The organism is Sphingomonas sp. PSPC2-2 (assembly GCF_049897725.1).
GTDB lineage: Bacteria > Pseudomonadota > Alphaproteobacteria > Sphingomonadales > Sphingomonadaceae > Sphingomonas.
Map to the genome: position 1 here is coordinate 96,917 of NZ_JAFCWU010000006.1, position 25,280 is coordinate 122,196.

Consider the following 25,280-nt stretch of genomic DNA (forward strand, 5'->3'; position numbering starts at 1 on the left):
CTTCGTTCAAGCGCCGAGCGGCGACAGATGACCGACATCCTCAAGCGCTATGATGCGCTGCTCGCGTCGGGCGAGCTCAAGCCCGATCCGGAACAGGCGGCGGCGGCGCGGCGGCTGGCGGATCTCGCCACGGCGCTGCAGGCAACACCCAAGCGTGGTTCCACCTTGTGGCGAGCGCTGGGCCGCAAGCCCGCGCCACCCCGTGGCCTTTATCTGTGGGGCGGGGTCGGGCGCGGCAAATCGATGCTGATGGACTTGTTCTACACCAGCCTCGATATCCGCCGGAAACGGCGCGTGCATTTTGCCGAATTCATGCTGGAGGTGCACCAGCGCCTCGCCATCGAACGCGCCAAGGAGCAGGGCGATCCGATCCCGGGCCTTGCCCGTGCGCTGGCCGAGGAAGCGCGGCTGCTCGCCTTTGACGAGATGATGGTGACCAACAGCCCCGATGCGATGATCCTGTCGCGGCTGTTCACGCACTTGCTCGAGGAAGGCGTGACGGTGGTGACCACTTCCAACCGCCCGCCGATCGATCTCTACAAGAACGGCCTCAACCGCGAGCATTTCCTGCCCTTCATCGCCTTGATCGAATCGCGGCTGGACGTGATCGCGCTCAACGGCCCGACCGATTATCGGCGCGACCGTTTGGGTCAGGTCGATACCTGGCTGGTGCCCAACGGCCCGGAGGCGACGCGCATCCTTTCGGGCGATTTTTTCCGCCTCACCGATTTCCCGGTCGAGGATCGCGCGCACGTGCCGTCCGAGGATTTGACCGTGCAGGGCCGCACGCTGCATGTGCCCAAGGCGCTGAAAGGCGTCGCGGTGTTCAGCTTCAAGCGACTGTGCGCGGAAGCGCGCGGGCCCGCCGATTACATCGCGATCGCCCGGCGCTTTCATACGGTGATTCTGGTCGGCATTCCCAAATTAGGGCCGGAAAACCGCAATGAAGCGGCGCGGTTCGTGGCGCTGATCGACGCTTTGTATGAGCATAAGGTCAAATTGCTGGCGGCCGCAGATGCCGAACCGGCGCAGCTCTACGAAAAGGGCGATGGCCGCTTCGAGTTCGACCGTACGATCAGCCGCCTGGAAGAGATGCGTTCGGAAACCTATCTGGCGCAGGGGCATGGCGCGGACTGAACCCGCTTAACAGCGGCGTGTTGGCGCGTTAAGGGAGTTGCTGCCCTTGGGAGCCATGCCATGCTCGTGACCACTACCGAGAATGTCCCCGGCCACACCGTGCGCGCGACGCTGGGTCAGGTGTTTGGCGTTGTCGTGCGCAGTCGCGGGATTGGCGGCAACATCACCGCCAGCCTGCGCTCGATCGTTGGTGGCGAGATTCCCGAATATACCAGGCTGGTCGAGGATACGCGGCGGCACGCGATCGACCGGATGGTGGCCAACGCCACGCTGATGGGGGCGAACGCGGTGGTGATGATGCGCTTCGACTCGGGCGAGATCGCGCAGGCGATGAACGAGGTGGTCGCGTACGGCACCGCCGTGCTGCTCGATCCCGCGCCCGAATGAAGCCCCGGCGATGATGCTGCGTACCTTCGTGCTGGTCGCCGCCGCGCTGTTTTTGACGGCCGCGCTGATTGGCGTGGTGCTGGATCCGGGAACGTGGCCGACGGTCGTCGCGGCCGGGCTGCTGGCGGGTGGCATTGCGTTTGAGCGCGTGCGCTACGGCGCGGTGCAGCGCGCGCCCCAGGGGCCTGACTGGCGCGAGACGTCGGAGCGTTTCATCGACGATGCGTCGGGCAAGCCGGTGTCGGTATGGTTTGATGCGAAGACTGGCGAGCGGCGGTACGTGGCAATGGAGCACCCGGATGTCAAATAATTGCACTTGCGAACCATGTGCAATAAGCCTTGACAAAGGCGTTCTCTTTCGGGTTGCCCCGCAGGGAAAACCGGCCTAAGCCGCGCGCGTTCAGGCCGAACGCGGCCGAGACAGGTCGGCCGCACGCGGCCACAGCGAAGAAGGACATTCGATGGCTCGCAAGAAGATCGCGCTGATCGGCGCCGGCAACATCGGCGGCACGCTCGCCCATCTCGCAGCACTGAAGGGCCTGGGCGATGTCGTTCTGTTCGACGTGGTCGAAGGCGTACCGCAGGGCAAGGCGCTCGATCTCAGCCAGTGCTCGCCGGTCGAGGGCTTCGATGCCAAGATCACCGGCACCAATGATTACAAGGACATCGCGGGCGCGGACGTCATCATCGTCACCGCCGGTGTCGCGCGTAAGCCCGGCATGAGCCGCGACGATCTGCTCGGCATCAACCTCAAGGTGATGAAGGCCGTCGGCGAGGGCATCGCCGCCAACGCGCCTGACGCGTTCGTCATCTGCATCACCAACCCGCTCGATGCGATGGTGTGGGCGCTGCGCGAATTTTCGGGTCTGCCGCACAACAAGGTCGTCGGCATGGCCGGCGTGCTCGATTCGGCGCGCTTCAGCCACTTCCTCGCCGAGGAGTTCGATGTTTCGGTCAAGGACGTGACCAGCTTCGTGCTCGGCGGCCACGGCGACACCATGGTCCCCGTGATCCAATATTCGGCGGTGTCGGGTATCCCGGTTCCCGACCTCATCAAGATGGGCCGTTCGACTCAGGAAAAGATCGACGCGATCGTCAAGCGTACGCGGGGCGGCGGCGGCGAGATCGTTGCGCTGCTCAAGACCGGTTCGGCTTATTATGCGCCTGCCACCAGCGGCATCGCGATGGCGGAAGCCTATCTCTATGACCAGAAGCGCGTGCTGCCGGCAGCGGCGCACCTGACCGGCCAATATGGCATCGACAATCTCTATGTCGGCGTGCCGGTGGTGATCGGTGCAGGCGGCGTCGAGCAGGTGGTCGAGATCGAACTCGACGACGAAGCCAAGGCGAACCTTGCCGTGTCGGTCGATGCGGTCAAGGAGCTGCTGGTTGCCTGCAAGGCGATCGATTCGAGCTTGAACTAAGGGAGTAAGTACCACCCCGGCGAACGCCGGGGCCCAGTTGTGGAACGCTGGCGATGAACGGACACGCTTATGTCTACATCATGGCCAGTCAGCGCAACGGCACGATTTATCTGGGTTCGACGGTAAATCTGGCCAAGCGCGCCTGGGAGCATCGCAACGGACTCGTTGAAGGGTTCACGAAGCGATACGGGTGCAAGCTGCTGGTTTGGTACGAAGCCCGAGCCGACTGGGAAGATGCAAGGCAGCGCGAGCTGCAGATGAAGGAATGGAGGCGGCGCTGGAAAGTCGATGAGATCGAAGGGCTCAACCCGGATTGGGAAGATCTCTACGACCGGATCGCGCAGCCATGAGCCGAATCGCAACTGGGCCCCGGCGTTCGCCGGGGTGGAATTGAACGAAGAGCAGGACCCTTATGAGCATCCTCGTCGACAAGAATACCAAGGTCATCACCCAGGGCATGACCGGGGAGACCGGCAGCTTCCACACCAAGGCGGCGCTGGAATATGGCACGCAGATGGTGGGCGGCGTTACCCCGGGTAAGGGCGGCACGACGCACCTCGATCTGCCGGTGTATGACACCGTGGCCGAGGCGGTCGCCAAGACCGGCGCGACCGCATCGGTAATCTACGTTCCACCGCCCTTCGCAGCCGACTCGATCCTCGAAGCGATCGATGCGCAGGTGCCGCTGATCGTGACGATCACCGAGGGCATTCCCGTGCTCGACATGGTCAAGGTCAAGCGCGCGCTGTCGGGCTCCAAGTCGCGGTTGATCGGCCCGAACTGCCCGGGCGTGCTGACGCCTGGCGAGTGCAAGATCGGCATCATGCCCGGCAGCATTTTCCGGCAGGGTTCGGTCGGGGTTGTCAGCCGTTCGGGCACGCTTACCTATGAAGCGGTGTTCCAGACGTCGAATGCAGGTCTCGGTCAGACGACCGCGGTCGGCATCGGTGGCGATCCGGTCAACGGCACCAACTTCATCGACGTGCTCGAGCTGTTCCTCGCCGATGAGGCGACCAAGTCGATCATCATGATCGGCGAAATCGGCGGCTCGGCTGAAGAAGAGGCGGCGCAGTTCCTGATCGACGAGGCCAAGCGCGGCCGCAAAAAGCCGATGGCAGGTTTCATCGCGGGCCGCACGGCACCTCCGGGCCGTCGCATGGGCCATGCCGGTGCTATAGTAAGTGGCGGGCAGGGTGGTGCCGAAGACAAGATCGCGGCGATGGAAGCCGCCGGGATCCGTGTCGCGGACTCGCCCAGCGAGCTCGGCACCACCTTGTTGGCGGTGTTGAACGGTTAAACAAGAACCTTCTCCCGGTGGGAGAAGGTGGCCCGTCAGGGCCGGATGAGGGTGACGGGCACAGTGCCCGATGTCACCCTCACCCTCCCACCCGCTTTCGCGGGCGGGCCCCTCCCTCTCCCGGTGGGAGAGGGAAAGCAGAGGTGAAGATTATGGGCTTCGAAGGCCAGGATTTCGCGGATGTGGCGGGCAGCGTAAGCCCCGCTTTTATCGAATCGCTGTATGCGCGCTTCAAGGCGTCGCCCGACAGTGTCGAGCCGTCCTGGCGATCGTGGTTCGAAGGGCTGGAAGGCGCTTCGGGCAGCGCGTCGTGGCAGCAGGCCAATTGGCCGCTCTCGTCCACCGACGACCTGACCTCCGCGCTCGATCCAACCCAGATGGAGCCCGCGCCCAAGCCGTCCAAGGGCAAGCCTGCCGCTGCCGCAGCACCCGCCGCCCCGTCGCAGGACGCCATCCTGCGCGCGGCGAGCGATTCGATCCGCGCGATGCTCCTCATCCGCACCTACCGCGTGCGCGGCCATCTGGCGGCCAACCTCGATCCGCTTGGCCTGTCCAAGCGCGAGATGCCCGATGACCTGAAGACCGAATATCACGGCTTTTCCGACGCCGATATCGATCGGCCTGTCTATCTCGGCGGCACGATGGGGCTGCAATGGACGACGGTGCGCGAACTCGTCGACATCCTGCGCGCCAATTACTGTGGCAATGTCGGCCTCGAATATATGCACATCGCCGATGTCGAGGAGCGCCGCTTCCTGCAGGAGCGCATGGAGGGCAAGGATAAAGCGATCGAGTTCTCCGATCTCGGCAAGAAGGCGATCCTCAACAAGGTGATCGAGGCCGAGCAGTGGGAACGCTTCTGCGGTAAGAAGTACGTGGGGACCAAGCGCTTCGGCCTCGACGGTGGCGAGAGCATGATCCCGGCACTCGAATCGGTCATCAAATATGGCGGCCAGTTCGGCGTGCGCGAAATCGTGTTCGGCATGGCGCATCGCGGTCGCCTGAACGTGCTCACCAACGTGATGGCCAAGCCGTTCCGCATCATCTTCCACGAATTTGGCGGCGGGTCGGACAATCCCGATGACGTCGCCGGGTCTGGCGACGTGAAATACCACCTCGGCACCTCGACCGATCGTGAATTTGACGGGATCAGCGTGCATATGTCGCTGGTCGCCAACCCCTCGCACCTCGAGGCGGAAGACCCGGTCGTACTGGGCAAGACCCGCGCGATCCAGACGATCGCCAACGATCTGACCGAGCACAAGGCGTCGCTCCCCGTGCTGATTCACGGCGACGCGGCGTTTGCCGGGCAAGGCATCGTGTGGGAGTGCCTCGGTTTCTCCGGAATCCGCGGGTACAATACCGGCGGTTGCATCCACTTCGTCATCAACAATCAGATCGGCTTTACCACCAGCCCGCAATATGCGCGCAGCTCGCCCTATCCGAGCGATGTCGCCAAGGGCGTGCAGGCCCCGATCTTCCACGTCAACGGTGATGATCCCGAGGCGGTGACCTTCGCCACCAAGATGGCGATCGAGTTCCGTCAGCGCTTCCACCGCGACATCGTGATCGACATGTGGTGCTATCGCCGCTTCGGGCATAACGAAGGTGACGAGCCCGGCTTCACCCAGCCGCTGATGTACAAGGCGATCAAGGATCATCCCCCGGTCAGCGAAATCTACGGCCAGAAGCTGATCGCGCAGAAGGTGATCGACCGCGCCTGGATCGACGACAATATCCAACAGTTCACCACGCTGCTCGAGGGCGAGTTCGAGGCAGGGGCGAGCTACAAGCCCAACAAGGCCGACTGGTTTGCCGGGCGCTGGTCGGGGCTGCACGCACCCGCAGACGCCGAGACCGCACGCCGCAACGTCAACACCGGCATCGAGCAGAAATTGTTCGATTCGCTTGGTCGCACGCTGACCACGATCCCCGAGGGGCTGACCGTCCACAAGACGCTCAACCGCGTGCTCGACGCCAAGCGCGAGATGTTCAAGTCGGGCAAGAATTTCGACTGGGCGACGGGCGAGGCGCTGGCCTTCGGGTCGCTGCTGTCGGAAGGCTATGGCGTGCGCCTGTCGGGCCAGGATTCGGGCCGCGGCACCTTCTCGCAGCGCCATGCAGTGTGGGTCGACCAGACCGACGAGCATAAGTACCGCCCGCTCGAGACGATCCCGCATGGCCGCTTCGAAGTGCTCGACTCCCCGCTTAGCGAATATGGCGTGCTCGGCTTCGAATATGGCTATGCGCTGGCCGACCCCAAGACGCTGGTGATGTGGGAGGCGCAGTTCGGCGACTTCATGAACGGCGCGCAGATCATGATCGATCAGTTCATCGCCAGCGGCGAGGCCAAGTGGCTGCGCGCCAACGGCCTGGTGATGTTGCTGCCGCATGGGTATGAAGGGCAGGGGCCCGAGCATAGCTCGGCGCGCGTCGAGCGCTTCCTGCAATTGTGCGCGCAGGATAACATGCAGGTCGCCAACTGCACCACGCCCGCCAATTATTTCCACTTGCTGCGGCGGCAAATGCACCGTTCGTTCCGCAAGCCGCTGGTGATCTTCACGCCCAAGTCGCTGCTGCGCCATAAGCTAGCGGTGTCGCAGACCGAGGATTTCCTCGGCGACAGCCATTTCATGCGCATCCTTAGTGACCCTTCCGCTCCGGCGGATGTCGATGTGAAACGCCTCGTCCTGTGCACCGGCAAGGTCGCTTATGACCTGATCGAAGCGCGCGATGCGGCTGGCGATACCAACACCGCGATTGTCCGCCTCGAACAGCTTTATCCCTTCCCCGGCGAGCCGCTGGTCGAGCGTCTGAAGAAGATGCCCAATCTCGAGACGGTCGTCTGGGCGCAGGAAGAGCCAAAGAATAACGGCGCGTGGAGCTTCGTCGATCCGTTCATCGAGGAGTGTCTGGTCGAAGCGGGCGTGCGCTCGACACGCGCGCGCTATGCCGGGCGGGCGGCTTCGGCATCGCCCGCCACCGGGCTGATGAAGCGGCACCAGATGGAGCAGGCAGCGCTGGTTGCCGATGCGCTGGGGCATAGCGTCCGCGAGGAAATTCGGCGGACGCGCAAGGTTTAACGACGGCGCTTGTGTTCCTGCGCAGGCAGGAACCCAGGCTCCCGCAGAGCAACCCTAGGCTCCTGCTTCCGCAGGAGCACAGTTGGAAGAAGCAAGATATGGCAACCGAAGTCACAGTACCGGTACTCGGCGAATCGATCACCGAAGCGACGCTCGGCGAATGGCTCAAGCAGCCGGGCGATAAGGTCGCGGTCGACGAGCCGATCGCGAGCCTCGAAACCGACAAGGTCTCGGTCGAAGTACCTTCGCCAGTGGCGGGCGTGATGGGCCAGCATGCAGTGCAGGTTGGTGACACCGTCCTCGTCGGCGCGATGATCGCGACGATCGAGGCGGGTGACGGGGCGCCTGCGGTCGCCGCTGCACCGCAGCCGGCGGTGCTCGAATCGCCCGTGGCCCCGGCGGCGGACACACCCGCCGCGCTCAGCCCGTCGGTGCGCCGCGCGGTGCTCGAACACGGCGTCGATCCGGCGACGGTCAAGGGCACCGGCAAGGACGGTCGCCTGACCAAGGACGATGTCCTCGCCGCCGCCGCGACGCCAGCGCCCGTCGCCGCGCCGAGCGAACCGCTCCCGGTAACCCCCTCGGTCGCTGCCGCCACTGGCCGCAAGGAAGAGCGCGTGCGCATGACGCGCCTGCGCCAGACCATCGCCAAGCGCCTGAAGGAAGCGCAGAACACCGCCGCCCTGCTGACGACGTTCAACGACGTCGACATGAGCGCGGTGATTGCGGCGCGCGCCAAGTACAAAGATCTCTTCGAGAAGAAGCATGGCGTTCGCCTGGGCTTTATGGGCTTCTTCGTGAAGGCGGCATGCCTTGCGCTGAAGGACATCCCCAGCGTCAACGCCTCGATCGAGGGCGACGAGATCGTCTATCACGATTATGCCGATATCTCGGTCGCGGTGTCGTCGCCGGGTGGGCTCGTCGTGCCGGTGGTGCGCGATGCCGATCAGATGTCGGTCGCCGAAGTCGAAAAGACGATCGGCGATTTCGGCAAGCGCGCCAAGGACGGCACGCTGAAGATGGAAGAGATGAAGGGCGGCACCTTCACCATCTCGAACGGCGGCGTGTTCGGTTCGCTGATGTCGACCCCGATCATCAACCCGCCCCAGGCGGCTGTGCTCGGCCTGCACCGCATCGAGGACCGCCCGGTGGTGGTGAACGGCGAGATCGTGATCCGCCCGATGATGTATCTGGCGCTGAGCTACGATCACCGCCTGATCGACGGGCGCGAAGCGGTGACGTTCCTCGTCGCACTGAAGAACGCGATCGAAGACCCGACCCGGATTTTGATCGACCTGTAATCGCGAACTGAGATTACCCATATTCCGTTCGTGCTGAGCTTGTCGAAGCACTGTCCTTTTTCATCGGACGGAAGAGAACGCAGCCCTTCGACAAGCTCAGGGCGAACGGAGTGACACATGGCTGACTACGATTACGACGTCCTCATCATCGGTTCGGGCCCCGGCGGCTATGTCGCCGCGATCCGCGCGGCGCAGCTGGGTCTCCGCACCGCATGCGTCGAGAGCCGCGAGACGCTCGGCGGCACCTGCCTCAACGTCGGCTGTATCCCGTCCAAGGCGATGCTGCATGCGTCCGAATATTTCGATGCCGCCGCCAATGGCACGATGGCCAAGATGGGCATCAAGGTCACGCCCGAGCTCGATCTCCCCGCGATGCATGCACAGCGCATCGATGCGGTGACGCAGCTGACCGGTGGCATCGCCTTCCTGTTCAAGAAAAACAAAGTGACCTGGCTGAAGGGCCGCGGCGCGTTCGTCGATGCGCATACCGTGCAGGTCGGCGAGCAGACCGTCACCGCCAAGGATATTGTGATCGCGACCGGGTCCTCGGTCACCCCGCTGCCGGGTGTGACGGTCGACCAGAAGGTCGTGGTCGATTCCACCGGCGCGCTTGAACTGGCCAAGGTGCCCGAGCATCTGGTGGTCATCGGCGGCGGCGTGATCGGGCTTGAGCTGGGCAGCGTGTGGCGTCGGCTGGGGGCCAAAGTCACCTGCATCGAATATCTCGACCAGATCCTGCCGGGCTTCGATGGCGACATCCGCAAGGAAGCCAACAAGATTTTCCGCAAGCAAGGTATCGAATTCAAGCTCTCGACCAAGGTCACTGGCGTTTCTGTGAGCGGCGACACCGCCAGCATCACGGTCGAACCCGCGGCAGGTGGTGCCGCCGAGACGATCACGGCGGATTGCGTACTGGTCGCGATCGGTCGTCGTCCCAACACCGATGGTCTGGCGCTCGAAAAGGCAGGCCTTGCCACCAATGCGCGCGGCCAGATCGACACCGACCACCGCTTCCAGACCGCGGTTCCCGGCATCTGGGCGATTGGCGACGTCATCCCCGGCCCTATGCTCGCGCACAAGGCAGAGGACGAAGGCATTGCCGTTGCCGAGAATATCGCCGGGCTGACCGGCATCGTGAACCACGATGTCATCCCGAGCGTGGTCTACACCTGGCCCGAAATCGCGGGTGTCGGCCTGACTGAGGAAGCGGCCAAGGCCAAAGGCGAGATCAAGGTCGGCAAGTTCCCGATGGCAGGCAACAGCCGCGCCAAGACCAATCACGAGCCCGACGGTTTCGTGAAGATCATCGCCGACGCTAAGTCGGACCGCGTGCTCGGTGTGTGGGCGATTGCCGTCCCAGCGGGCACCATGATCGCAGAGGCCGCTTTGGGCATGGAAATGGGCGCGACCAGCGAGGACATCGCCTACACCTGCCACGCTCACCCGACGCATAGCGAAGCGATCAAGGAAGCGGCGATGGCGGTACGCGGGAAAGCGATCCACGTTTGATCGCCCGAGGCCGTAGCGAAAGCTACGGCCGAGGCTTGCCGCGATCAGACCGGCCGGCGGCGCTACGGCGCCGACCGACGGCATGGGCTTTGCCCATGCCAGTTTGGGCCGCGTCCGTGATAAGCCCGCCCCAGCATTCATTTCCTCGCGCAGGCGCGCTACAGGAGTGCGGATGCTCCCCCTCGCTCCCTGGCAATTCGGCTCGATTCTGCCGTGGCTCGATCTGTTCGGGATCGCGGTGTTCGCCATTACCGGGGCGCTGGCGGCGGCGGGGCGCGGGCAGACCTTCGTCACCGCCGCCTTTTTCGCGCTGATCACCGGGGTTGGCGGCGGATCGGTGCGCGATTTGTTGATCGGTGCGCCGGTGTTCTGGGTGCATGATCCGCTGGTCGCCGCCATTTGCCTCGCGGTGGCGGTCTTGGTGTGGACGACACCGCGCGGTTGGTGGCAGGGCGCGCACGCGCCGACCTCGGCGCTCGACTGGCTCGATGGCGTCGGATTGGCTGCCTATGCCGTGTTCGGCGCGGCCAAGGCGCTGGCCTTCGGCATCCCGCCCGTGCCCGCAGCCTTGATGGGGGTGGTAACGGCGTGCGTCGGCGGCATCATCCGAGACGTGCTGGCGGGCGAACCGTCGATCCTGATGCGGCCCGAACTCTATGTCACGGCAGCCGCGCTAGCGGCGGGGCTGCACGTCGCGCTGGTCGAACTGGGCGTATCGCCGACGCTCGCGGCGGGCGTGGCGGCAAGCTGCGGCTTCGCCCTGCGCGCGGCGGCGATCCGGTGGCGGTTGGGGCTGCCGGCTTATGGGGCGAAATAGCTACCGTTAGGGAAGACGCCATACGACTTTGTGCATCGCGTGCGCTGTTGCAGGTTTTCCGTCACGATCGATGACCGGGGGGTAGCGTCCCCTCTTTTTGAAAGCGCGACAGGCGGCGTCGTCCAGAGGTTTTGAGCCACTGGATTGGACGACGCGACAATCCCCTATCAGGCCGTTGGTTTGGATCGTCCATACGATCACGGAGGTGCCCTCCGAATTCGATGCCATAGCTTCGGATGGATAGTCGTCGGTGCTGAGCCACGTCGCAATCTCAGTGCGCGGTTTGGGCGTCGGAACGCGGTCGCGTTCGTTGGGATCAATGCCCCAGCCTTTAAGCAGATCGTCCTGACAGGCCCTCAGCGCCGCCGCCGCGCCCTGCATGCCGGGGACTGCGAAGCTTTTGTGGGTTCCGTCGGCCAAAGCGATCGATACGCTGGTCGAGCGCAATAACTTCGCCGCGATATCGCCTTCGGCGTTCAAGGTGGTGAGGGTGTTGTTCCTGGCGGCTATGCCATAAACGGCAACGTCGCTCTGGAACGTTTCACCCGACGGCTGCAGGGTCAGCGTACCCTTCAATTTCTCGTAGCGTTTTGCGGGCATGCCCGGCGATACCGTGATGACTTCAAGCGTGTCGCCGAGCGGGAATGGATTGAACCCGATCGACGTGACTGCGGGTGCCGTTCCATAATCACGCGACAGGATGCAGCCGGCATTGGCATAGTCCACGGTCCACTTACCGCTTGGGACCAACGGAGCGTCGTTGGGTGCCGTCGTAACTTGCATCAGCAGCGCCGCGATCGCGATCGTCCTCATTGCTTGCCCCCCAGCATAGTGTTTTCAGGACTTTAGCGGTTCATCGCTGCTCTGCAACGGATCGTTTTCCGTTCCATTCGTGGTATTGCTTGGGACTGCGGAGTGCAGCGATTGCAGCGGGCCGCACGACCATAGGGTTGATCTGCGACCACCAATGCCCTGACCTGGAACCGCATCCGGTCGGTGTCGGATTAGGACGCCTCACCGCCATCCATGTCATGGTCCGTCGGCTCGTCCGCGTCGCGTTCCTCGACCGCCGCTTCGCCGCCTAGCGCCGCGAAGCGTTCGTTCGCCAGCCATGCCAACCGATCCGCCTGCGTTGCCAGCGCCCGACGCAGCCCGGCCTGCACGTCGCGTCCGGCGATAATCTGTGCCAGTCGGGCGATGGTTAGCGCCCGCCGGGCGATCCGCACATCGGGGTGTTGGCGGAGTTTGAGCACGTCGGGGCTGACGATCTCGCCTTCGATCGCCGGTGGCAGCGCGCATAACGGGACGTCGGGCGGATCCTTTTCGTTGAGGATGCGCCCGAAATCGCTTTCGCTGACAAGCTTCATAAACACGCTGCGTTCCAGCGCGTTGAGGTGGTCGGCGGCGGCGCGCGCAGCGGGCACGCGTTTCGGATCGCCCTTTACGTCCTGATATTCAGGCAAAAGCCAGACCTTGATCGTGCGCACTTCAAATGGATCGAGCACCGACATCGCCACCGCGTCGGTGCGCTGGTTGGTCAAATGCCGCCCGATCCGCCCGCCCACGGTTTCGCGCGTTTGGCCGACATAGATCGGCTCGCCGTCATAATCGAAAAAGGCGTAGACGCCCCATTTCACCGCCCCGACCGAAATCGAGACCCCGGCTTTGGTTACCGGGGCCTGGTCGAAGAAATCGGAGAGTTTCTGGCGCTTGAACTGCTCGAGTGCGCGGCGCAGCTCGATCGTCTCATCGGGGGCGTTTTTGGTGTCGATGTCGGCGACCCGACGCCGGGTCGGCGATCGTGGCTCCTTAAGCAGAGGCAAGGGCGATCCCCGATTGCGTCAGCGCGGGTTCCAGCACCCATTCCGCAATGTGGCGCACGACCGGAACGACCACGCCATCGCCCGTCAAATGATAGGCATCGTTATAGCGCTCGGGCAGGCGATAGGCTTCGGGCAGCCCCATCAGCCGGGCGGTCTCGCGAGCGGAGATGAGCCGCGTGCGCACCTTGCCCTTCTCAACTGCCAGGATCGTCTGCCGGCTGGACCCGCCCCCTGGCGTGCGCAGGCAGCCCGCCAGATCGAACCGCACTTCGGCGCGCTGCACCTTCTTGCCGTTCTCGATCCGGGTGCGCTTGTACACCGCGCCGACCGCCCTGCGCGCATTGCCAGCGACCAGATCGACCTTCGCGCGGTTGCCGTTGCTCATCATCGTCAGCAGCTTCCGCGTCTCGGCGGCGCTATGCCATGCGACGTCCCGGGGATGATCCTCGATGATATCGATAAGCCGGGCTTGGCGCGTTGCCGGGGCAGGGGCGGTGAACCACAGCCATTGCGCGCGCAGCTTTTCCGGTAGCGCGGCTTGTGCCTGCCGCAACCGCTCGGGGTGCCAGCGATCGACCGCCCAGGGGCTGAAGACGCGGGCGGGCACCTCTGTCGCGCGATCCAGCGCGATGACAAACAGACGTGGGCGCGACTGCGGCACGAAATGCTGCGCGTCGATCACCATCGCGCCCAGCCAATAGCCGGCATCCCCAACCGTCTGGCACAGCGCGGCAAAGTCCGCGCCGTTCCGCGATGTCAGCAGCCCGCAGACGTTTTCCAGCACGATCGCGCGCGGCTTTCGGCCTTGCGTGCTCACCTCCTGAATCAGGTTCCAAAACGGCCAGAATGCGCCCGATCGCGTGCCCGTAAGCCCGGCACCGGCCCCGGCGAGCGAGAGGTCCTGGCAGGGGAAGGACGCCCACACCAAATCCGCTTGGCCGGGCAGTTGGCGGGGTGTTACCTCGCCGACATCGCCAAGCAACAGCTCGTCCGTGCCCCAATTGTCGGCATAGGCTTTGGCCTTTTTGGGATCGAAATCATTGGCGAACAGGCATTGCCACGCCCCGCCCAGCCCCGCGCGGGCCATTCCGCCGCCTGCGAAAAATTCGTAAAAGCCGGGCCGTTCGTTCATCGATTCACCATGCCCGATCGCTTGCCCGGTGCAAGCCCCCTGCTTGTCGATGCCGACTGGCGACGCCATGTTGGTTTTTGCCCGATTGCCATTTGCCTTTCAAGAACAAATCTGGAACACGTCCTTCATGCTGACTCATATTTCGGTGCGCGGCGCGCGCGAGCACAACCTCAAGGACGTGTCGGTCGATATTCCGCGCGATACGTTGACGGTCATCACCGGCCTGTCGGGATCGGGCAAATCGAGCCTCGCCTTCGACACCATCTATGCCGAGGGGCAGCGGCGCTATGTCGAGAGCCTGAGCGCCTATGCGCGCCAGTTCCTCGAACTGATGCAAAAGCCCGATGTCGACCATATCGAGGGCCTCAGCCCCGCGATCAGCATCGAGCAGAAGACCACCAGCCGCAACCCGCGCTCGACCGTGGCGACCGTCACCGAGATTTACGATTATATGCGCCTGCTGTGGGCGCGTGTCGGCATCCCCTATTCGCCCGCCACCGGCCTGCCGATTGCGGCGCAGACCGTCAGCCAGATGGTCGACCGGGTGATGGCGCTGCCCGAGGGCACGCGGCTGTATCTGCTCGCGCCGGTCGTGCGCGGGCGCAAGGGCGAGTATCGCAAGGAACTGCTCGAATGGCAGAAAGCGGGCTTTACGCGCGTGCGCATCGATGGCGAGATTTACGAGATCGACGAGGCCCCCGCGCTCGACAAGAAACTGAAGCACGACATCGAAGTGGTGGTCGACCGCTTGGTCGTCGGCCCCGACATGGCGACGCGCCTGGCGGAGAGCTTCGAGGCGGCGCTGAAGCTGGCCGAGGGGCTGGCTTATGTCGATCTGGTGGACACAACCGTGGCGGCGCTGGCTCTCCCTCTCCCCCCTGGGGGAGAGGGCCGGGGAGAGGGGCAGTCGCAAGCGCCGTCCTCCGATACTGCCCCTCTCCCCGACCCTCTCCCCGCAAGCGGGGAGAGGGAGAAGAAGGGAATGAAAAATACCGGCATCCCCGCCAACCGCATCGTGTTCAGCGAGAAATTCGCGTGCCCCGTCTCGGGCTTCACCATCGCCGAGATCGAACCGCGCCTCTTCTCCTTCAACGCCCCGCAAGGCGCGTGCCCGGCGTGCGACGGCCTGGGCGAAAAGCTGCTGTTCGACGAGGACCTCGTCGTCCCCAACCACGCGCTCAGCATCAAGAAGGGCGCGGTCGTGCCGTGGGCGAAGTCCAACCCCCCAAGCCCCTATTACATGCAAGTGCTGGGCAGCCTCGCGCGCGAATTCGGCTTCAGCCTGGATACGCCGTGGGAGGATCTGCCGGGCGAGGTGAAGCTCATCATCCTGCACGGCACGGGCGGCAAGCCGGTGACGCTAACCTTCATCGACGGCAAGAAGTCCTATGACGTGAAGAAGCCGTTCGAGGGCGTGATCGGCAATCTCAACCGCCGCATGCTCTCGACCGAAAGCGCGTGGATGCGCGAGGAACTCGCCAAATATCAAAGCAGCGCGCCGTGCGAAGTGTGCGGCGGCGCGCGCCTCAAGCCCGAGGCGCTCGCGGTCAAGATCGGTATGCGCGACATTTCCAGCGTCACGCGCCTGTCGGTGGTCGACGCGCTCGCCTGGTTCGAATCCGTCCCCGCCGATCTCACCGACCAGCAACGCGCCATCGCCGAGCGCATCCTCAAGGAAATCCTCGAACGCCTCGGCTTCCTCAACAATGTCGGGCTCGATTATCTCAACTTGGATCGCACCAGCGGCACGCTGTCGGGCGGGGAATCGCAGCGCATCCGCCTCGCCAGCCAGATCGGCAGCGGGCTGTCGGGCGTGCTCTATGTGCTCGACGAGCCCAGCATCGGCCTGCACCAGCGCGACAATGACATGCTGCTGAAAACGCTGCGGCGCCTGCGCGACCTCGGCAACACCGTGCTGGTGGTCGAGCATGATGAGGATGCGATCCGCACCGCCGATTATGTCATCGACATGGGGCCGGGCGCGGGCGTCCATGGCGGCGCGATCGTCGCGCAGGGCACGTTCGAGGAAGTGCTCGCCAACCCCAACAGCATCACCGCCGATTATCTGTCGGGCAGGCGCGAGGTCGCGGTGCCCACCACCCGGCGCAAGGGCAATGGCAAGAAACTGACCGTCCACAACGCCACCGCCAACAATCTGAAGGGCGTGACGGCCAGCCTGCCGCTCGGCACCTTCACCTGCATCACCGGGGTCAGCGGCAGCGGCAAATCGAGCTTCACGATCGACACGCTCTATGCCTCCGCCGCGCGCGCGCTCAACGGCGCGCGGGTGCTGGCGGGCAAGCATGACAAGATCACTGGCCTGCAATATCTCGACAAGGTCATCGACATCGACCAGTCGCCGATCGGCCGCACCCCGCGCAGCAACCCCGCCACCTATACCGGCGCCTTCACCCAGATCCGCGACTGGTTCGCAGGCCTGCCCGAGGCGCAGGCGCGCGGCTACAAGCCCGGCCGCTTCAGCTTCAACGTCAAGGGCGGGCGCTGCGAGGCGTGCCAGGGCGACGGGCTGCTCAAGATCGAAATGCACTTCCTGCCCGATGTCTATGTGACGTGCGACGTGTGCCACGGCGCGCGCTACAATCGCGAGACGCTGGAGGTGAAGTTCAAGGGTAAGTCGATCGCCGACGTGCTCGACATGACGGTCGAGGATGCGGTCGAATTCTTCAAGGCCGTCCCGCCGATCCGCGACAAGATGGCGATGCTCGCCGAAGTCGGCCTGGGCTATGTCAAGGTCGGCCAGCAAGCGACGACGCTGTCGGGCGGCGAGGCACAGCGCGTCAAGCTCGCCAAGGAACTGTCACGCCGCGCTACGGGGCAGACGCTGTACATCTTGGACGAGCCGACCACCGGGCTGCATTTCGAGGACGTGCGCAAGCTGCTGGAGGTGCTGCACCAACTGGTCGAGCAGGGAAATACGGTCGTGGTGATCGAGCACAACCTCGATGTGATCAAGACCGCGGATTGGGTGCTGGATCTGGGGCCGGAGGGCGGCGTGAAGGGCGGGGAGATTGTGGCGCAGGGGACGCCTGAGGTTGTGGCGAAGGCTGAGGGGAGCTTTACGGGGCGGTATCTAGCGCCGTTGTTGGGGAAGCGTTGATGACGAACGGGTTGCCGCAGCGTATCTTTTGCACCAATATCAGACAATAGCCGTCTGCAACAATTAGGCGGGCGCAGGCTTCAGTCGGGACATGGCATGGCGAGCATTCTGGGCTTTAGGGTTCGAAATTTCCGAGCCTTAAAGGACATAACTTTCGGTCAGTTATGGAACGCGCGGGAAAAGTCAGATCCACTCACTCCGTTAACAGCCGTCATCGGGAAAAATGGCGTTGGTAAGAGCACGCTCTTCGACGCCTTTGGATTTCTTTCCGATTGCCTCAGGCTCGGCGTGGAGGAAGCGTGTGACCAACATAATAGAGGCGGCTTCGACCGCATCAGGTCACAGGGGAGTTCAGATCCGATTGAGTTTGCGATATACTACAGAGAAGATGAGCGTTCGCGACCAATTACTTATGAAGTCTCATTCGATACCGATAATGTCGGACGGCCGTTCGTAAAATCGGAACGACTGCGTCAGCGACGTGCCAATCAATCGCGCGGCTGGCCATTCTCATTTTTGATTTTGAATGATGGCAAAGGAGTTGCATGGCGTGGTGACTCCTTTGGAATTAGCCTTCAAGATGAGAACGAGCTAACACTCGAGCAATTGTTGGCCAAATCCGATGAGGAGTCTCCGGATACTGAAGTGGTCGAAATGGACGATATTCGCCGGCTAGGTATCGCCACTCTCGGCTCGTTAAGGCAGCATCCTAGAATATCTGCCTTTAGACGGTTTATTGAGGGTTGGCATCTAAGCTATTTCACCCCGGATGCTGCCCGAAGCCTGCCTCTCGCGGGTCCGCAGCGACATCTAAACGTCCACGGCGATAACCTTGGTAATGTCGTTCAATTTATGGAGCGTGAGCATCCTCGAAAATTTAGAGAGGTACTATCCGCGATAGCAAGCAAAATTCCCGGTATAGATGCGATCGATACGCATCGTACCGAGGATGGGCGTCTATTGTTGCGTTTCAACGACGCAAGCTTCGAAGATCCATTTTTTGCACAACAGATGTCAGACGGGACTCTTAAGGTATTCGCCTATTTGCTGTTACTTGAAGATCCTTCGCCTCCTCCGTTTTTGTGCATAGAAGAACCAGAGAACGGTTTATACCATAAGCTGCTTGATGCTCTAGCCCACGAATTTCGAACTCATGCAAGATCAAAAGGGCGAGGTTCACAGATATTTTTGACTACTCATCAGCCCTATCTTGTGGACTCTCTAGGACCAGATGAAGTTTGGGTAATGGAAAAAGGCGGTGATGGATTCTCGACTATAAGGCGCGCGTCCGATGACCCCCTGGTTCAAAATATGATAAATGAAGGACTGCCGCTTGGCGGTCTTTGGTATAGCGATTACCTGGATGTTCGTTGATGCACGTAGAATTCTTAATTGAAGACGCCTCGGGAAAGGCGTTTCTTGAACGCATAATTCCATTAATTATAGGTAATAATGATGTAACCTATAGAATTCACGGATATCGTGGCATTGGGCGAATTCCTCCGGGTCTGGCAAGCAGGATAGATCCATCAAAAAGAATAATATTGGATCAGCTTCCTAGAATTTTAGCAGGTTATGGGAAGACGCCATATATTGATGCTGTCGTAGTTATAATTGATAACGACAATAGAGATTGTACTGCATTTCTCGCAGAGCTAAATCGATTGGCCCGACACGCTGCGCCAATGCTCCGCGTGTTATTTCGTTTGGCCATAGAAGAAATGGAAGCGTGGTACTTCGGAGATATTGAGGCCGTCCGAGCTGCTTACAATAACGTGAATACAGCGGTTGTTCGCTCGTATACGCAAGACTCTATTTGTGGTACTTGGGAACGCATGGCGGATGCGATAACTCCTGGCGGATCTTCACGGGTTATTTCTCAAGGATGGCCGGCGTCGGGAATTTTAAAGGCAGAGTGGGCCGAAAATATACCGCCGCATATGGATGTAGAACGTAATACATCGCCCAGCTTTAAAAAGCTTCGTGATGGCGTGCGAGCATTGATTAGTGCTTAGCATCCTAGAAATTACGGTGACAGTTTTCTAAATTCCCAAACCCTTTGCTCCGTCCGCCCAACAACCCGCATCCCCCGCCCAGCCCAAGTTCCAACACTCGCGGGCACCCGCAAGAACAGCCAATCCGGGATCGCGCCATAAAAGGGCGAGCTGTCGTCCAGTACGCGCACGTCCGGCTCCGGCCAGCGGAAGCCGACCCCCCCGGCTCAACCCAGCGCCGACAGCGTCATGCGCAAAAGATGCGACGATCCGTGCTGACGGTCAAAATCGCCTACAACCCCACCGCCTTGCGTAACGCGGCATTCATCCGCCCCTGCCAGCCCGCCCCATCGGCGCGAAAGCGCTCGATCACGTCGAGGTGGAGCCGCAGCGCCGGCGCTGCAAGCCTACCTCCCCGCAATCCCCTTCTTCCCGCTCCGCTTCTGCGCTATATTCCCCACATGGCCAAGCTCTCGCCCATTGAGTCCGAGTTCGAGTCGGCCGAAGCGGCCGAAGCGCATGATCGCTGGGTACGCGAGAAGGTGGCGCAGGCGCTTGCCGACCCAGCACCCAGTATCCCGCACGATCAGGTGATGGCCGACCTCCAAGCCGTTCTCGACGGACACGCGCCCCGCTGATGCTGCGGCTGGTCTGGCGTCCAAAGGCGCGCCGTGACCTGCTCGACATCGCCGCCTTCATCCGCCAGCGCAATCCGGTCGCAGCGCAACGCCTGGCCGCCTTGATCCGCGATGCGGCGGAACGCCTGCCGGAACATCCGTACGTCCACCGCCCTGGCCGGGTGCCCGGCACGCGCGAGGCGGTGGTCCACCCCAATTACATTCTGATCTATCGGGTTCTGGCGGACACCGTCGAGGTGATCACCGTCCTCCACGCCCGCCAGAAATATCCATGAACCCATGCTGCCGCTCGCCACGACCCTTCGCATCGGCCGCGCCATGCGACCAGTCCTTCGCGCCTGTCCTACACACCCCCGAAACGCTATGCTCCGCCACGTTCTTTGACAGCACCGCACCCCCCAGTTTCGCCCGAGCCACCGGGTGCTGTGCGAAGTGATTTCGCCTAACTTTCCCCTAACCTTCCGCAGCGCAGCACGCGCGCTCGCGGAACGGCCCCACCCCAACCCAGCGCCGGGTGAAGGGGAGGGGCATTGTGCGCGCGCCCTACCGGTGCAGCGTCCTGATCGCATCCACAATCACTTGCGGGCTGTGCAGGCCCTTATAGACCGGCGGCGGGGTGCGATCGAGCTTGAGCAGCGTGTACACCGCCGTCATCGCGCAGCGCACCGAATATTCCACGGTGAACACCACGTCGTCGGGTTGCTCGGCATATTGGCCGAGAAAGGCGAGATTGGTCGATCCCGCGGGCACTACCTTGGGCCGGTCCTTGCCCGTGCGTACCATGAACTGGCTGGTGATATAGGGCATGGCGCAGGGGATGCAGGTCGAGGCCGCCATCACCGCCGCCTGGTCGGCCGCGCTGAAGTGCAGATGGCCGAGCACTTCCTCCAGAATCTCCGCGCCCGTGCAATCGACCATGCGCTTCTTGACGTAATCGCCGATGCGATCGTGGAACAGGCCGTAGCCCCACCATACCGACACGCCCTCGGGCTGATCGGCGAAGAAGGGCTGGTGATAGATGGACAGCGTGATCAGCCAGCTCGAATCCTTGAAGGTGATCAGCCCGCCCGTACCGGGGGCGCTGCCGCTGAAGCGCTCCATCAGTTGCAGGAACAGCGGGTCCTTGACCGTGACGGTGTAGGAAATCCACGAGCTTTCGGCGATGTTGCCGTTGAACGCGGCGGGGTTGCCGAAGGCGGGGCGGCCTTGCGCGAGCTTCTCCCAGAGTTTCCACGCGCCCGAATGGTTGCTGGCGTCGAGGCCGGGGGCCTTGGTCATCGATCCGAATGCCTTGTCGGCGGTCATCGATCCATTGGTGACGAACACGCAGTCGCCGGGCGCGACCGGGATCGCCTCGGGGCCGTGGTCGGTAAGGGTGGCGATGCTGGTGACGGTGATCGCCTCGCCGCTCGCAAAGCCCAGATCCTCGACCCGCACGCCGAAGCGGAACTGCACGCCGCGTTCCTTCAGCCAGTTGACGATCGGCACGGCGAAGCTGTCATATTGGTTGAGCAGGCTGCGATAGATGCCCTCCTGCGTGTCGATCGTCGAGAAATGGTGGACGAAGCGCTGGAGGTAGCGCTTGAACTCGATCGCGCTGTGCCACGGTTCGAAGGCGAACAAAGTACACCATTCGAACCAGAAATTACTCTGGAAGAAGTGCGGCTGGAAGCAATCGATGATGCGCTTGCCGTCGAGCAGTTGCTCGGGCTCGGCCATGATCTTGACCAGGTCGATGCGGTCGCGCTCGGTAAAGCCCATGGTGTGGAAATCGGGGATGCTGCCGTCGCGATTCACCAGCCGCACCTTGTTGTGCCACGGCCACTCAGCATTGGCGCGGTCGGTCTCCTCGCGCACCGAGATGCTCGAGTCGCTCGCCGAGGGGATCGAATCGAGCAAGTCGAAGGTGCATTGATACATCGCCTCGAACATGCGGCTGCCGCTCATGAAATAGCCGTTTTCGGCATCGCCATGCGCATCGAACGCCCCGCCGAACTGGTGGCTTTCCTCCAGGATCACGATATCCTTGCCGACAACCTGGCCGTCGCGGATGAGGAAAACCGCACCGGCGAGGGAGGCGATGCCGCTGCCGACGAAAGTGTATGTGCTCATGGGAATGCGATCCTTTGTGCTGCCGGGCCGCCGTTTACCAGCGGTCCCGCGCGCACGATCAGCCTCGGAAACTACGCAGATAAGCCCTGTGAAAGGGCCGGATCGCAACCTTTTCGTGCGCGGCGCATTACCCGTTCTACGATACAGGAGGATCTCGACATGCGCGCATTCACTCTGGGTTTGATCGCCGCCTCGACGTTGGTGGCCGGCTGCACCGAATATGGCGACGGGCCGCGTCGCGGTTATGGGGATGGCGGCTATTCGCGCTACGATTACGATCGGCCCGATCCCGCGTATAACGGGTATGACGCGTCGCGTTATTACCGCGACGATCCGCGCCGCTATCAGGAGCGCCGCCTCAGCTCGAACGACCGCGTCTATCGCGGCAGCGACGGGCGCTATTATTGCCGCCGCAATGACGGCACGACCGGTCTGATCGTCGGTGGCGTCGCCGGTGGCGCTTTGGGCGCGGCGATCGCGCCGGGCGGCTCGGGCGTGCTCGGTGCGCTGCTCGGCGGCATTGGCGGGGCGCTCGCGGGGCAGGCGATCGACAAGAGCGATAATCGCGACGTGCGCTGCCGCTGACGCGATTGGGCCGGGCGAGGGGGTTCCCTCGTCCGGCTCGCGCAAACTTGTGCGGCTGGATTGCGCAGCCGTAATCCGCATCCCATATCGCTGCGCATGAGCGAGAACCCAATGGTGTGGCACGGCACCACGATCCTGTCCGTGCGCAAGAATGGCCGCGTCGTCGTCGCCGGAGACGGCCAGGTGACGCAGGGCCAGACCGTCATGAAACCCAATGCCAAGAAGGTCCGCCGCCTCGGTGACGGATCGGTGATCGGCGGCTTTGCCGGCGCGACCGCCGATGCCTTCACGCTGTTCGAGCGGCTTGAGCGCAAGCTCGAGCAGCATCACGGACAATTGCTGCGCAGTGCGGTCGAACTGGCCAAGGACTGGCGCACCGACAAATACCTCCGCAATCTGGAGGCGATGATGATCGTCGCCGACAAGGATGTAACGCTGATCCTGACCGGCAATGGCGACGTGCTGGAGCCCGAGGCGAGCCCCAATGGCACCGTCGCGGCGATCGGATCGGGCGGCAATTATGCGCTGTCCGCCGCACGCGCGCTGGTCGATTACGAAGCCGATGCCGAGACGATCTGCCGCAAGGCGATGGCGATCGCGGCGGAGGTGTGCGTCTACACCAACGACCGGCTGACCGTGGAGAGCCTCGCGGCATCTGCCTGATGCGCGTCGCCCCGGCGGAGGCCGGGGCCGCTGGCAAATAGCACGCGCCCTAATATCATAGCGGCCCCGGCCTCCGCCGGGGCGACGGAACCTTTCCAATGAACGAAGCCCTGACTCCCAAAGCCATTGTCGCAGCCCTCGATGCGCACATCATCGGCCAGGCCGACGCCAAGCGTGCGGTCGCGGTCGCGATGCGCAACCGCTGGCGCCGCCAGCAGCTCGCGCCCGAATTGCGCGACGAGGTCTCTCCGAAGAACATCCTGATGATCGGGCCGACCGGCTGCGGCAAGACCGAGATCAGCCGCCGTCTCGCCAAGCTGGCCGATGCGCCGTTCATCAAGGTCGAGGCGACCAAATTCACCGAGGTGGGCTATGTCGGTCGCGACGTCGAGCAGATTGCGCGCGATCTGGTCGAGGAAGCGATCCGGCTCGAAAAGGAACGCCGCCGCGCGGCGGTGAAGGACAAGGCCGAGGAAGCCGCGATGGCGCGGCTGCTCGACGCGCTGACCGGCAAGGGCGCGAGCGAGGCGACGCGCGAGGCGTTCCGCCAGCGGTTGCACGACGGCCATTTGCGCGACACCGAGATCGAGATCGAGCTGGAAGCGCAGCCCAACATGCCGTTCGAACTGCCCGGCGGCGGCGCGCAGATGATCAACCTGTCCGAAATGATGGGCAAGGCGTTCGGCAACCAGCAACTCAAACGCCGCAAACTGACCGTGCCCGCCGCCTGGGACAAGCTCGTCGAGGAAGAGGCCGACAAGCGCCTCGACCAGGATGAGGTCAGCCGCGCCGCCTTGGCCGATGCCGAGGCGAACGGGATCGTGTTCCTCGATGAAATCGACAAGATCGCGGTGTCCGACGTGCGCGGCGGTTCCGTCTCGCGCGAGGGCGTGCAGCGCGATTTGCTGCCGCTGATCGAGGGCACCACGGTCGCGACCAAATATGGGCCGATGAAGACCGACCATATCCTGTTCATCGCCAGCGGCGCGTTCCACGTCGCCAAGCCGAGCGACTTGCTGCCCGAGCTACAGGGCCGCTTGCCGATCCGCGTCGAGTTGAAGGCGCTGACCGAGGACGATTTCGTCGCGATCCTCAGCGACACCAAGGCATCGCTGACGCAGCAATATGTCGCGCTGATAGCGACCGAAAATGTCGGCGTGAAATTCACCGAAGACGGCATTCGCGCGGTCGCGCGCATTGCGGCGGAAGTGAATGGCGAGATCGAGAATATCGGTGCGCGCCGCTTGCAGACGGTGATGGAAAAGCTGCTGGAAGACGTCAGCTTCAACGCCGAGGATCGCGGTGGCGAGACGGTGGTGGTCGATGCGGCTTATGTCGAAACGCATCTGGCGAGCATCGCGCGCAACACCGATCTAAGTCGGTTCGTGCTGTAAGAGAGGGGAGGGTGTCCCGACCCTCCCCGCTTTACTCGCTCTTAACCCCGCTCTTCCCCTTGTCCCACGGCACGAACGCGCCGAGGCGGCAGCGCGGGCCGGGGATGCCGAGGCCGGAGCGCTCGAGCGTGTAGAACAGGTCGCCGCGACACAATTGTCCGCCAAACACCTCGGTCACTACGATCACGTCGTCGTCGAGCCCCGGGCACGCATCGGGCAGGTCGTTGCGCCAGATGCGTCCGCCGTCGCGGTATAGCAGCGTGTGATCGTCGATCACCTGCGGGCTGCCGATCCGGCTGGTCGACAGGCACGTCTCGGGCTTTCCCGCGACGCGCCCGGCCAGGGCCTTATCGAGATCCTTGCTGTCCGACGCCACCATCGTGGCCAGCGCGGACACGAGCAGCGCGCTGCGGATCATGGTTTGCGGTAAGGGATGAAATCGCCAAAGCTGCAGCTGCCGCTCGGGATATGGCTGGTCAGATCGACCGTGCGGACGATATCGCCGCGACAGAGCTGGCTGCCGAAGGTCTTGGTCACGATCGCGTCGCCCCGCCGCAGCCCGAAGCAGCCGCCGCCGGTATCGGTGCGCATGATGTCGTTACGGCCGTTCTTGTACAGGATCGTGTCGCCGACGCGGGTAGTGTCGCGGTAGCGGATCGGGTCGATGCAGGTCTGCGGCTTGCCCGGCACCAGCCCGGCGAGCTGCTTGTCGAGTTCGGCTTTGTCCTGCGCGGCCTGGCGCGTCTCATAGCCCTTGGTATCGGCGGAAAGTGCGGCGGTCCCGCCGATCAGCAGCGCGGCGGGCAGGAGGAATCGGTACATGGCAACGGTCCTTTTCACAGCATCTGCCCCCGTCGTTTGTTTAC

At 63.1% G+C, this 25,280-nt stretch carries 24 protein-coding genes; 18 read left to right on the forward strand and 6 right to left on the reverse strand.

Going from position 1 to position 25,280, the window contains the following annotated elements; translation table 11 throughout:
• The first annotated feature begins 27 nt into the window (after window positions 1-27).
• The 10 genes from zapE to ACP7BY_RS12390 all read left to right on the forward strand — a co-directional run bounded on the left by zapE (window position 28) and on the right by ACP7BY_RS12390 (window position 10,955).
• Entirely contained in the window at window positions 28-1,137 is a 1,110-nt protein-coding gene (gene zapE / locus ACP7BY_RS12345) for a cell division protein ZapE (protein ID WP_033966216.1), read from the forward strand.
• 60 nt (window positions 1,138-1,197) lie between these two features.
• Window positions 1,198-1,524 (forward strand): YbjQ family protein, encoded by a 327-nt coding sequence (locus tag ACP7BY_RS12350; RefSeq protein WP_033966215.1) that lies wholly within the window; start codon window positions 1,198-1,200, stop codon window positions 1,522-1,524.
• 10 nt (window positions 1,525-1,534) lie between these two features.
• Window positions 1,535-1,834, forward strand: coding sequence for a hypothetical protein (locus tag ACP7BY_RS12355; protein ID WP_052192463.1), 300 nt, complete (start codon window positions 1,535-1,537; stop codon window positions 1,832-1,834).
• A gap of 151 nt (window positions 1,835-1,985) precedes the next feature.
• Window positions 1,986-2,948, forward strand: a complete 963-nt coding sequence (gene mdh / locus ACP7BY_RS12360; RefSeq protein ID WP_137902841.1) for a malate dehydrogenase — start codon at window positions 1,986-1,988, stop codon at window positions 2,946-2,948.
• Between the two features lie 53 nt (window positions 2,949-3,001).
• The gene (locus ACP7BY_RS12365) at window positions 3,002-3,298 is read left to right on the forward strand and encodes a GIY-YIG nuclease family protein (protein WP_033966214.1); all 297 of its coding nucleotides are present in this window, start codon (window positions 3,002-3,004) and stop codon (window positions 3,296-3,298) included.
• A gap of 62 nt (window positions 3,299-3,360) precedes the next feature.
• Complete coding sequence (gene sucD, locus ACP7BY_RS12370) at window positions 3,361-4,245, forward strand: succinate--CoA ligase subunit alpha (RefSeq protein WP_033966213.1); 885 nt, start codon at window positions 3,361-3,363, stop codon at window positions 4,243-4,245.
• Between the two features lie 152 nt (window positions 4,246-4,397).
• A complete protein-coding gene (locus tag ACP7BY_RS12375) occupies window positions 4,398-7,328 on the forward strand; it encodes a 2-oxoglutarate dehydrogenase E1 component (RefSeq protein WP_137902876.1) in 2,931 nt (976 codons plus the stop codon).
• 98 nt (window positions 7,329-7,426) lie between these two features.
• Window positions 7,427-8,629: a 2-oxoglutarate dehydrogenase complex dihydrolipoyllysine-residue succinyltransferase gene (gene odhB / locus ACP7BY_RS12380; RefSeq protein ID WP_137902842.1), complete on the forward strand. Its 1,203-nt coding sequence runs from the start codon at window positions 7,427-7,429 to the stop codon at window positions 8,627-8,629.
• A 117-nt stretch (window positions 8,630-8,746) separates the two neighbouring features.
• Window positions 8,747-10,138 carry a dihydrolipoyl dehydrogenase gene (gene lpdA, locus ACP7BY_RS12385; RefSeq protein WP_033965802.1) on the forward strand — a complete coding sequence of 464 codons (1,392 nt, stop codon included), beginning with the start codon at window positions 8,747-8,749 and terminating at the stop codon, window positions 10,136-10,138.
• Between the two features lie 172 nt (window positions 10,139-10,310).
• Complete coding sequence (locus tag ACP7BY_RS12390; protein ID WP_033965803.1) at window positions 10,311-10,955, forward strand: trimeric intracellular cation channel family protein; 645 nt, start codon at window positions 10,311-10,313, stop codon at window positions 10,953-10,955.
• 6 nt (window positions 10,956-10,961) lie between these two features.
• On the opposite strand, the gene ACP7BY_RS12395 is transcribed toward ACP7BY_RS12390, so the two are convergent.
• The 3 genes from ACP7BY_RS12395 to ACP7BY_RS12405 form a co-directional block, all read right to left on the reverse strand.
• Window positions 10,962-11,768, reverse strand: a complete 807-nt coding sequence (locus ACP7BY_RS12395) for an energy transducer TonB (RefSeq protein ID WP_052192413.1) — start codon at window positions 11,766-11,768, stop codon at window positions 10,962-10,964.
• Window positions 11,769-11,959: 191 nt separating this feature from the next.
• Complete coding sequence (locus ACP7BY_RS12400; protein WP_137902843.1) at window positions 11,960-12,778, reverse strand: GIY-YIG nuclease family protein; 819 nt, start codon at window positions 12,776-12,778, stop codon at window positions 11,960-11,962.
• The gene (locus ACP7BY_RS12405; protein WP_137902844.1) at window positions 12,765-13,979 is read right to left on the reverse strand and encodes a DNA cytosine methyltransferase; all 1,215 of its coding nucleotides are present in this window, start codon (window positions 13,977-13,979) and stop codon (window positions 12,765-12,767) included. Before ACP7BY_RS12405 ends, ACP7BY_RS12400 begins: the two co-directional genes overlap by 14 nt.
• Before the next feature lie 58 nt (window positions 13,980-14,037).
• Between ACP7BY_RS12405 and uvrA the strand changes: the two genes are divergently transcribed.
• From uvrA to ACP7BY_RS12430, 5 genes are all read left to right on the forward strand, one after another.
• A complete protein-coding gene (gene uvrA, locus ACP7BY_RS12410; RefSeq protein ID WP_137902845.1) occupies window positions 14,038-17,028 on the forward strand; it encodes an excinuclease ABC subunit UvrA in 2,991 nt (996 codons plus the stop codon).
• Between the two features lie 96 nt (window positions 17,029-17,124).
• Complete coding sequence (locus ACP7BY_RS12415; RefSeq protein WP_081988641.1) at window positions 17,125-18,402, forward strand: AAA family ATPase; 1,278 nt, start codon at window positions 17,125-17,127, stop codon at window positions 18,400-18,402.
• Window positions 18,402-19,043, forward strand: coding sequence for a DUF4276 family protein (locus ACP7BY_RS12420; RefSeq protein ID WP_081988642.1), 642 nt, complete (start codon window positions 18,402-18,404; stop codon window positions 19,041-19,043). Before ACP7BY_RS12415 ends, ACP7BY_RS12420 begins: the two co-directional genes overlap by 1 nt.
• A 251-nt stretch (window positions 19,044-19,294) precedes the next feature.
• Complete coding sequence (locus ACP7BY_RS12425) at window positions 19,295-19,660, forward strand: hypothetical protein (protein WP_426288151.1); 366 nt, start codon at window positions 19,295-19,297, stop codon at window positions 19,658-19,660.
• Window positions 19,660-19,935, forward strand: coding sequence for a type II toxin-antitoxin system RelE/ParE family toxin (locus tag ACP7BY_RS12430; RefSeq protein WP_171010531.1), 276 nt, complete (start codon window positions 19,660-19,662; stop codon window positions 19,933-19,935). Before ACP7BY_RS12425 ends, ACP7BY_RS12430 begins: the two co-directional genes overlap by 1 nt.
• Window positions 19,936-20,203: 268 nt before the next feature.
• On the opposite strand, the gene ACP7BY_RS12435 is transcribed toward ACP7BY_RS12430, so the two are convergent.
• A complete protein-coding gene (locus tag ACP7BY_RS12435; protein ID WP_033964239.1) occupies window positions 20,204-21,772 on the reverse strand; it encodes an oleate hydratase in 1,569 nt (522 codons plus the stop codon).
• Between the two features lie 159 nt (window positions 21,773-21,931).
• On the opposite strand from ACP7BY_RS12435, the gene ACP7BY_RS12440 reads away from it, so the two are divergent.
• The 3 genes from ACP7BY_RS12440 (at window position 21,932) to hslU (ending at window position 24,414) form a co-directional block, all read left to right on the forward strand.
• Complete coding sequence (locus tag ACP7BY_RS12440; protein WP_171010532.1) at window positions 21,932-22,357, forward strand: hypothetical protein; 426 nt, start codon at window positions 21,932-21,934, stop codon at window positions 22,355-22,357.
• A gap of 96 nt (window positions 22,358-22,453) precedes the next feature.
• Entirely contained in the window at window positions 22,454-23,020 is a 567-nt protein-coding gene (hslV, locus tag ACP7BY_RS12445) for an ATP-dependent protease subunit HslV (protein ID WP_033964240.1), read from the forward strand.
• 98 nt (window positions 23,021-23,118) lie between these two features.
• The gene (hslU, locus tag ACP7BY_RS12450; RefSeq protein ID WP_137902846.1) at window positions 23,119-24,414 is read left to right on the forward strand and encodes an ATP-dependent protease ATPase subunit HslU; all 1,296 of its coding nucleotides are present in this window, start codon (window positions 23,119-23,121) and stop codon (window positions 24,412-24,414) included.
• 31 nt (window positions 24,415-24,445) lie between these two features.
• On the opposite strand, the gene ACP7BY_RS12455 is transcribed toward hslU, so the two are convergent.
• Both ACP7BY_RS12455 and ACP7BY_RS12460 read right to left on the reverse strand, forming a co-directional pair.
• Window positions 24,446-24,832: a hypothetical protein gene (locus ACP7BY_RS12455; protein WP_052192245.1), complete on the reverse strand. Its 387-nt coding sequence runs from the start codon at window positions 24,830-24,832 to the stop codon at window positions 24,446-24,448.
• Window positions 24,829-25,236, reverse strand: a complete 408-nt coding sequence (locus ACP7BY_RS12460) for a hypothetical protein (RefSeq protein WP_052192248.1) — start codon at window positions 25,234-25,236, stop codon at window positions 24,829-24,831. The genes ACP7BY_RS12455 and ACP7BY_RS12460 overlap by 4 nt, the downstream gene beginning before the upstream one ends.
• Between the last annotated feature and the right edge of the window lie 44 nt (window positions 25,237-25,280).

Coding starts and splice junctions, on each gene's coding strand:
- zapE (WP_033966216.1), top strand. CDS start 28: ATGACCGACATCCTCAAGCGCTATGATGCGCTGCTCGCGTCGGGCGAG.
- ACP7BY_RS12350 (WP_033966215.1), top strand. CDS start 1,198: ATGCTCGTGACCACTACCGAGAATGTCCCCGGCCACACCGTGCGCGCG.
- ACP7BY_RS12355 (WP_052192463.1), top strand. CDS start 1,535: ATGATGCTGCGTACCTTCGTGCTGGTCGCCGCCGCGCTGTTTTTGACG.
- mdh (WP_137902841.1), top strand. CDS start 1,986: ATGGCTCGCAAGAAGATCGCGCTGATCGGCGCCGGCAACATCGGCGGC.
- ACP7BY_RS12365 (WP_033966214.1), top strand. CDS start 3,002: ATGAACGGACACGCTTATGTCTACATCATGGCCAGTCAGCGCAACGGC.
- sucD (WP_033966213.1), top strand. CDS start 3,361: ATGAGCATCCTCGTCGACAAGAATACCAAGGTCATCACCCAGGGCATG.
- ACP7BY_RS12375 (WP_137902876.1), top strand. CDS start 4,398: ATGGGCTTCGAAGGCCAGGATTTCGCGGATGTGGCGGGCAGCGTAAGC.
- odhB (WP_137902842.1), top strand. CDS start 7,427: ATGGCAACCGAAGTCACAGTACCGGTACTCGGCGAATCGATCACCGAA.
- lpdA (WP_033965802.1), top strand. CDS start 8,747: ATGGCTGACTACGATTACGACGTCCTCATCATCGGTTCGGGCCCCGGC.
- ACP7BY_RS12390 (WP_033965803.1), top strand. CDS start 10,311: ATGCTCCCCCTCGCTCCCTGGCAATTCGGCTCGATTCTGCCGTGGCTC.
- ACP7BY_RS12395 (WP_052192413.1), bottom strand. CDS start 11,768: ATGAGGACGATCGCGATCGCGGCGCTGCTGATGCAAGTTACGACGGCA.
- ACP7BY_RS12405 (WP_137902844.1), bottom strand. CDS start 13,979: ATGGCGTCGCCAGTCGGCATCGACAAGCAGGGGGCTTGCACCGGGCAA.
- uvrA (WP_137902845.1), top strand. CDS start 14,038: ATGCTGACTCATATTTCGGTGCGCGGCGCGCGCGAGCACAACCTCAAG.
- ACP7BY_RS12415 (WP_081988641.1), top strand. CDS start 17,125: ATGGCGAGCATTCTGGGCTTTAGGGTTCGAAATTTCCGAGCCTTAAAG.
- ACP7BY_RS12420 (WP_081988642.1), top strand. CDS start 18,402: ATGCACGTAGAATTCTTAATTGAAGACGCCTCGGGAAAGGCGTTTCTT.
- ACP7BY_RS12430 (WP_171010531.1), top strand. CDS start 19,660: ATGCTGCGGCTGGTCTGGCGTCCAAAGGCGCGCCGTGACCTGCTCGAC.
- ACP7BY_RS12435 (WP_033964239.1), bottom strand. CDS start 21,772: ATGAGCACATACACTTTCGTCGGCAGCGGCATCGCCTCCCTCGCCGGT.
- ACP7BY_RS12440 (WP_171010532.1), top strand. CDS start 21,932: ATGCGCGCATTCACTCTGGGTTTGATCGCCGCCTCGACGTTGGTGGCC.
- hslV (WP_033964240.1), top strand. CDS start 22,454: ATGAGCGAGAACCCAATGGTGTGGCACGGCACCACGATCCTGTCCGTG.
- hslU (WP_137902846.1), top strand. CDS start 23,119: ATGAACGAAGCCCTGACTCCCAAAGCCATTGTCGCAGCCCTCGATGCG.
- ACP7BY_RS12455 (WP_052192245.1), bottom strand. CDS start 24,832: ATGATCCGCAGCGCGCTGCTCGTGTCCGCGCTGGCCACGATGGTGGCG.
- ACP7BY_RS12460 (WP_052192248.1), bottom strand. CDS start 25,236: ATGTACCGATTCCTCCTGCCCGCCGCGCTGCTGATCGGCGGGACCGCC.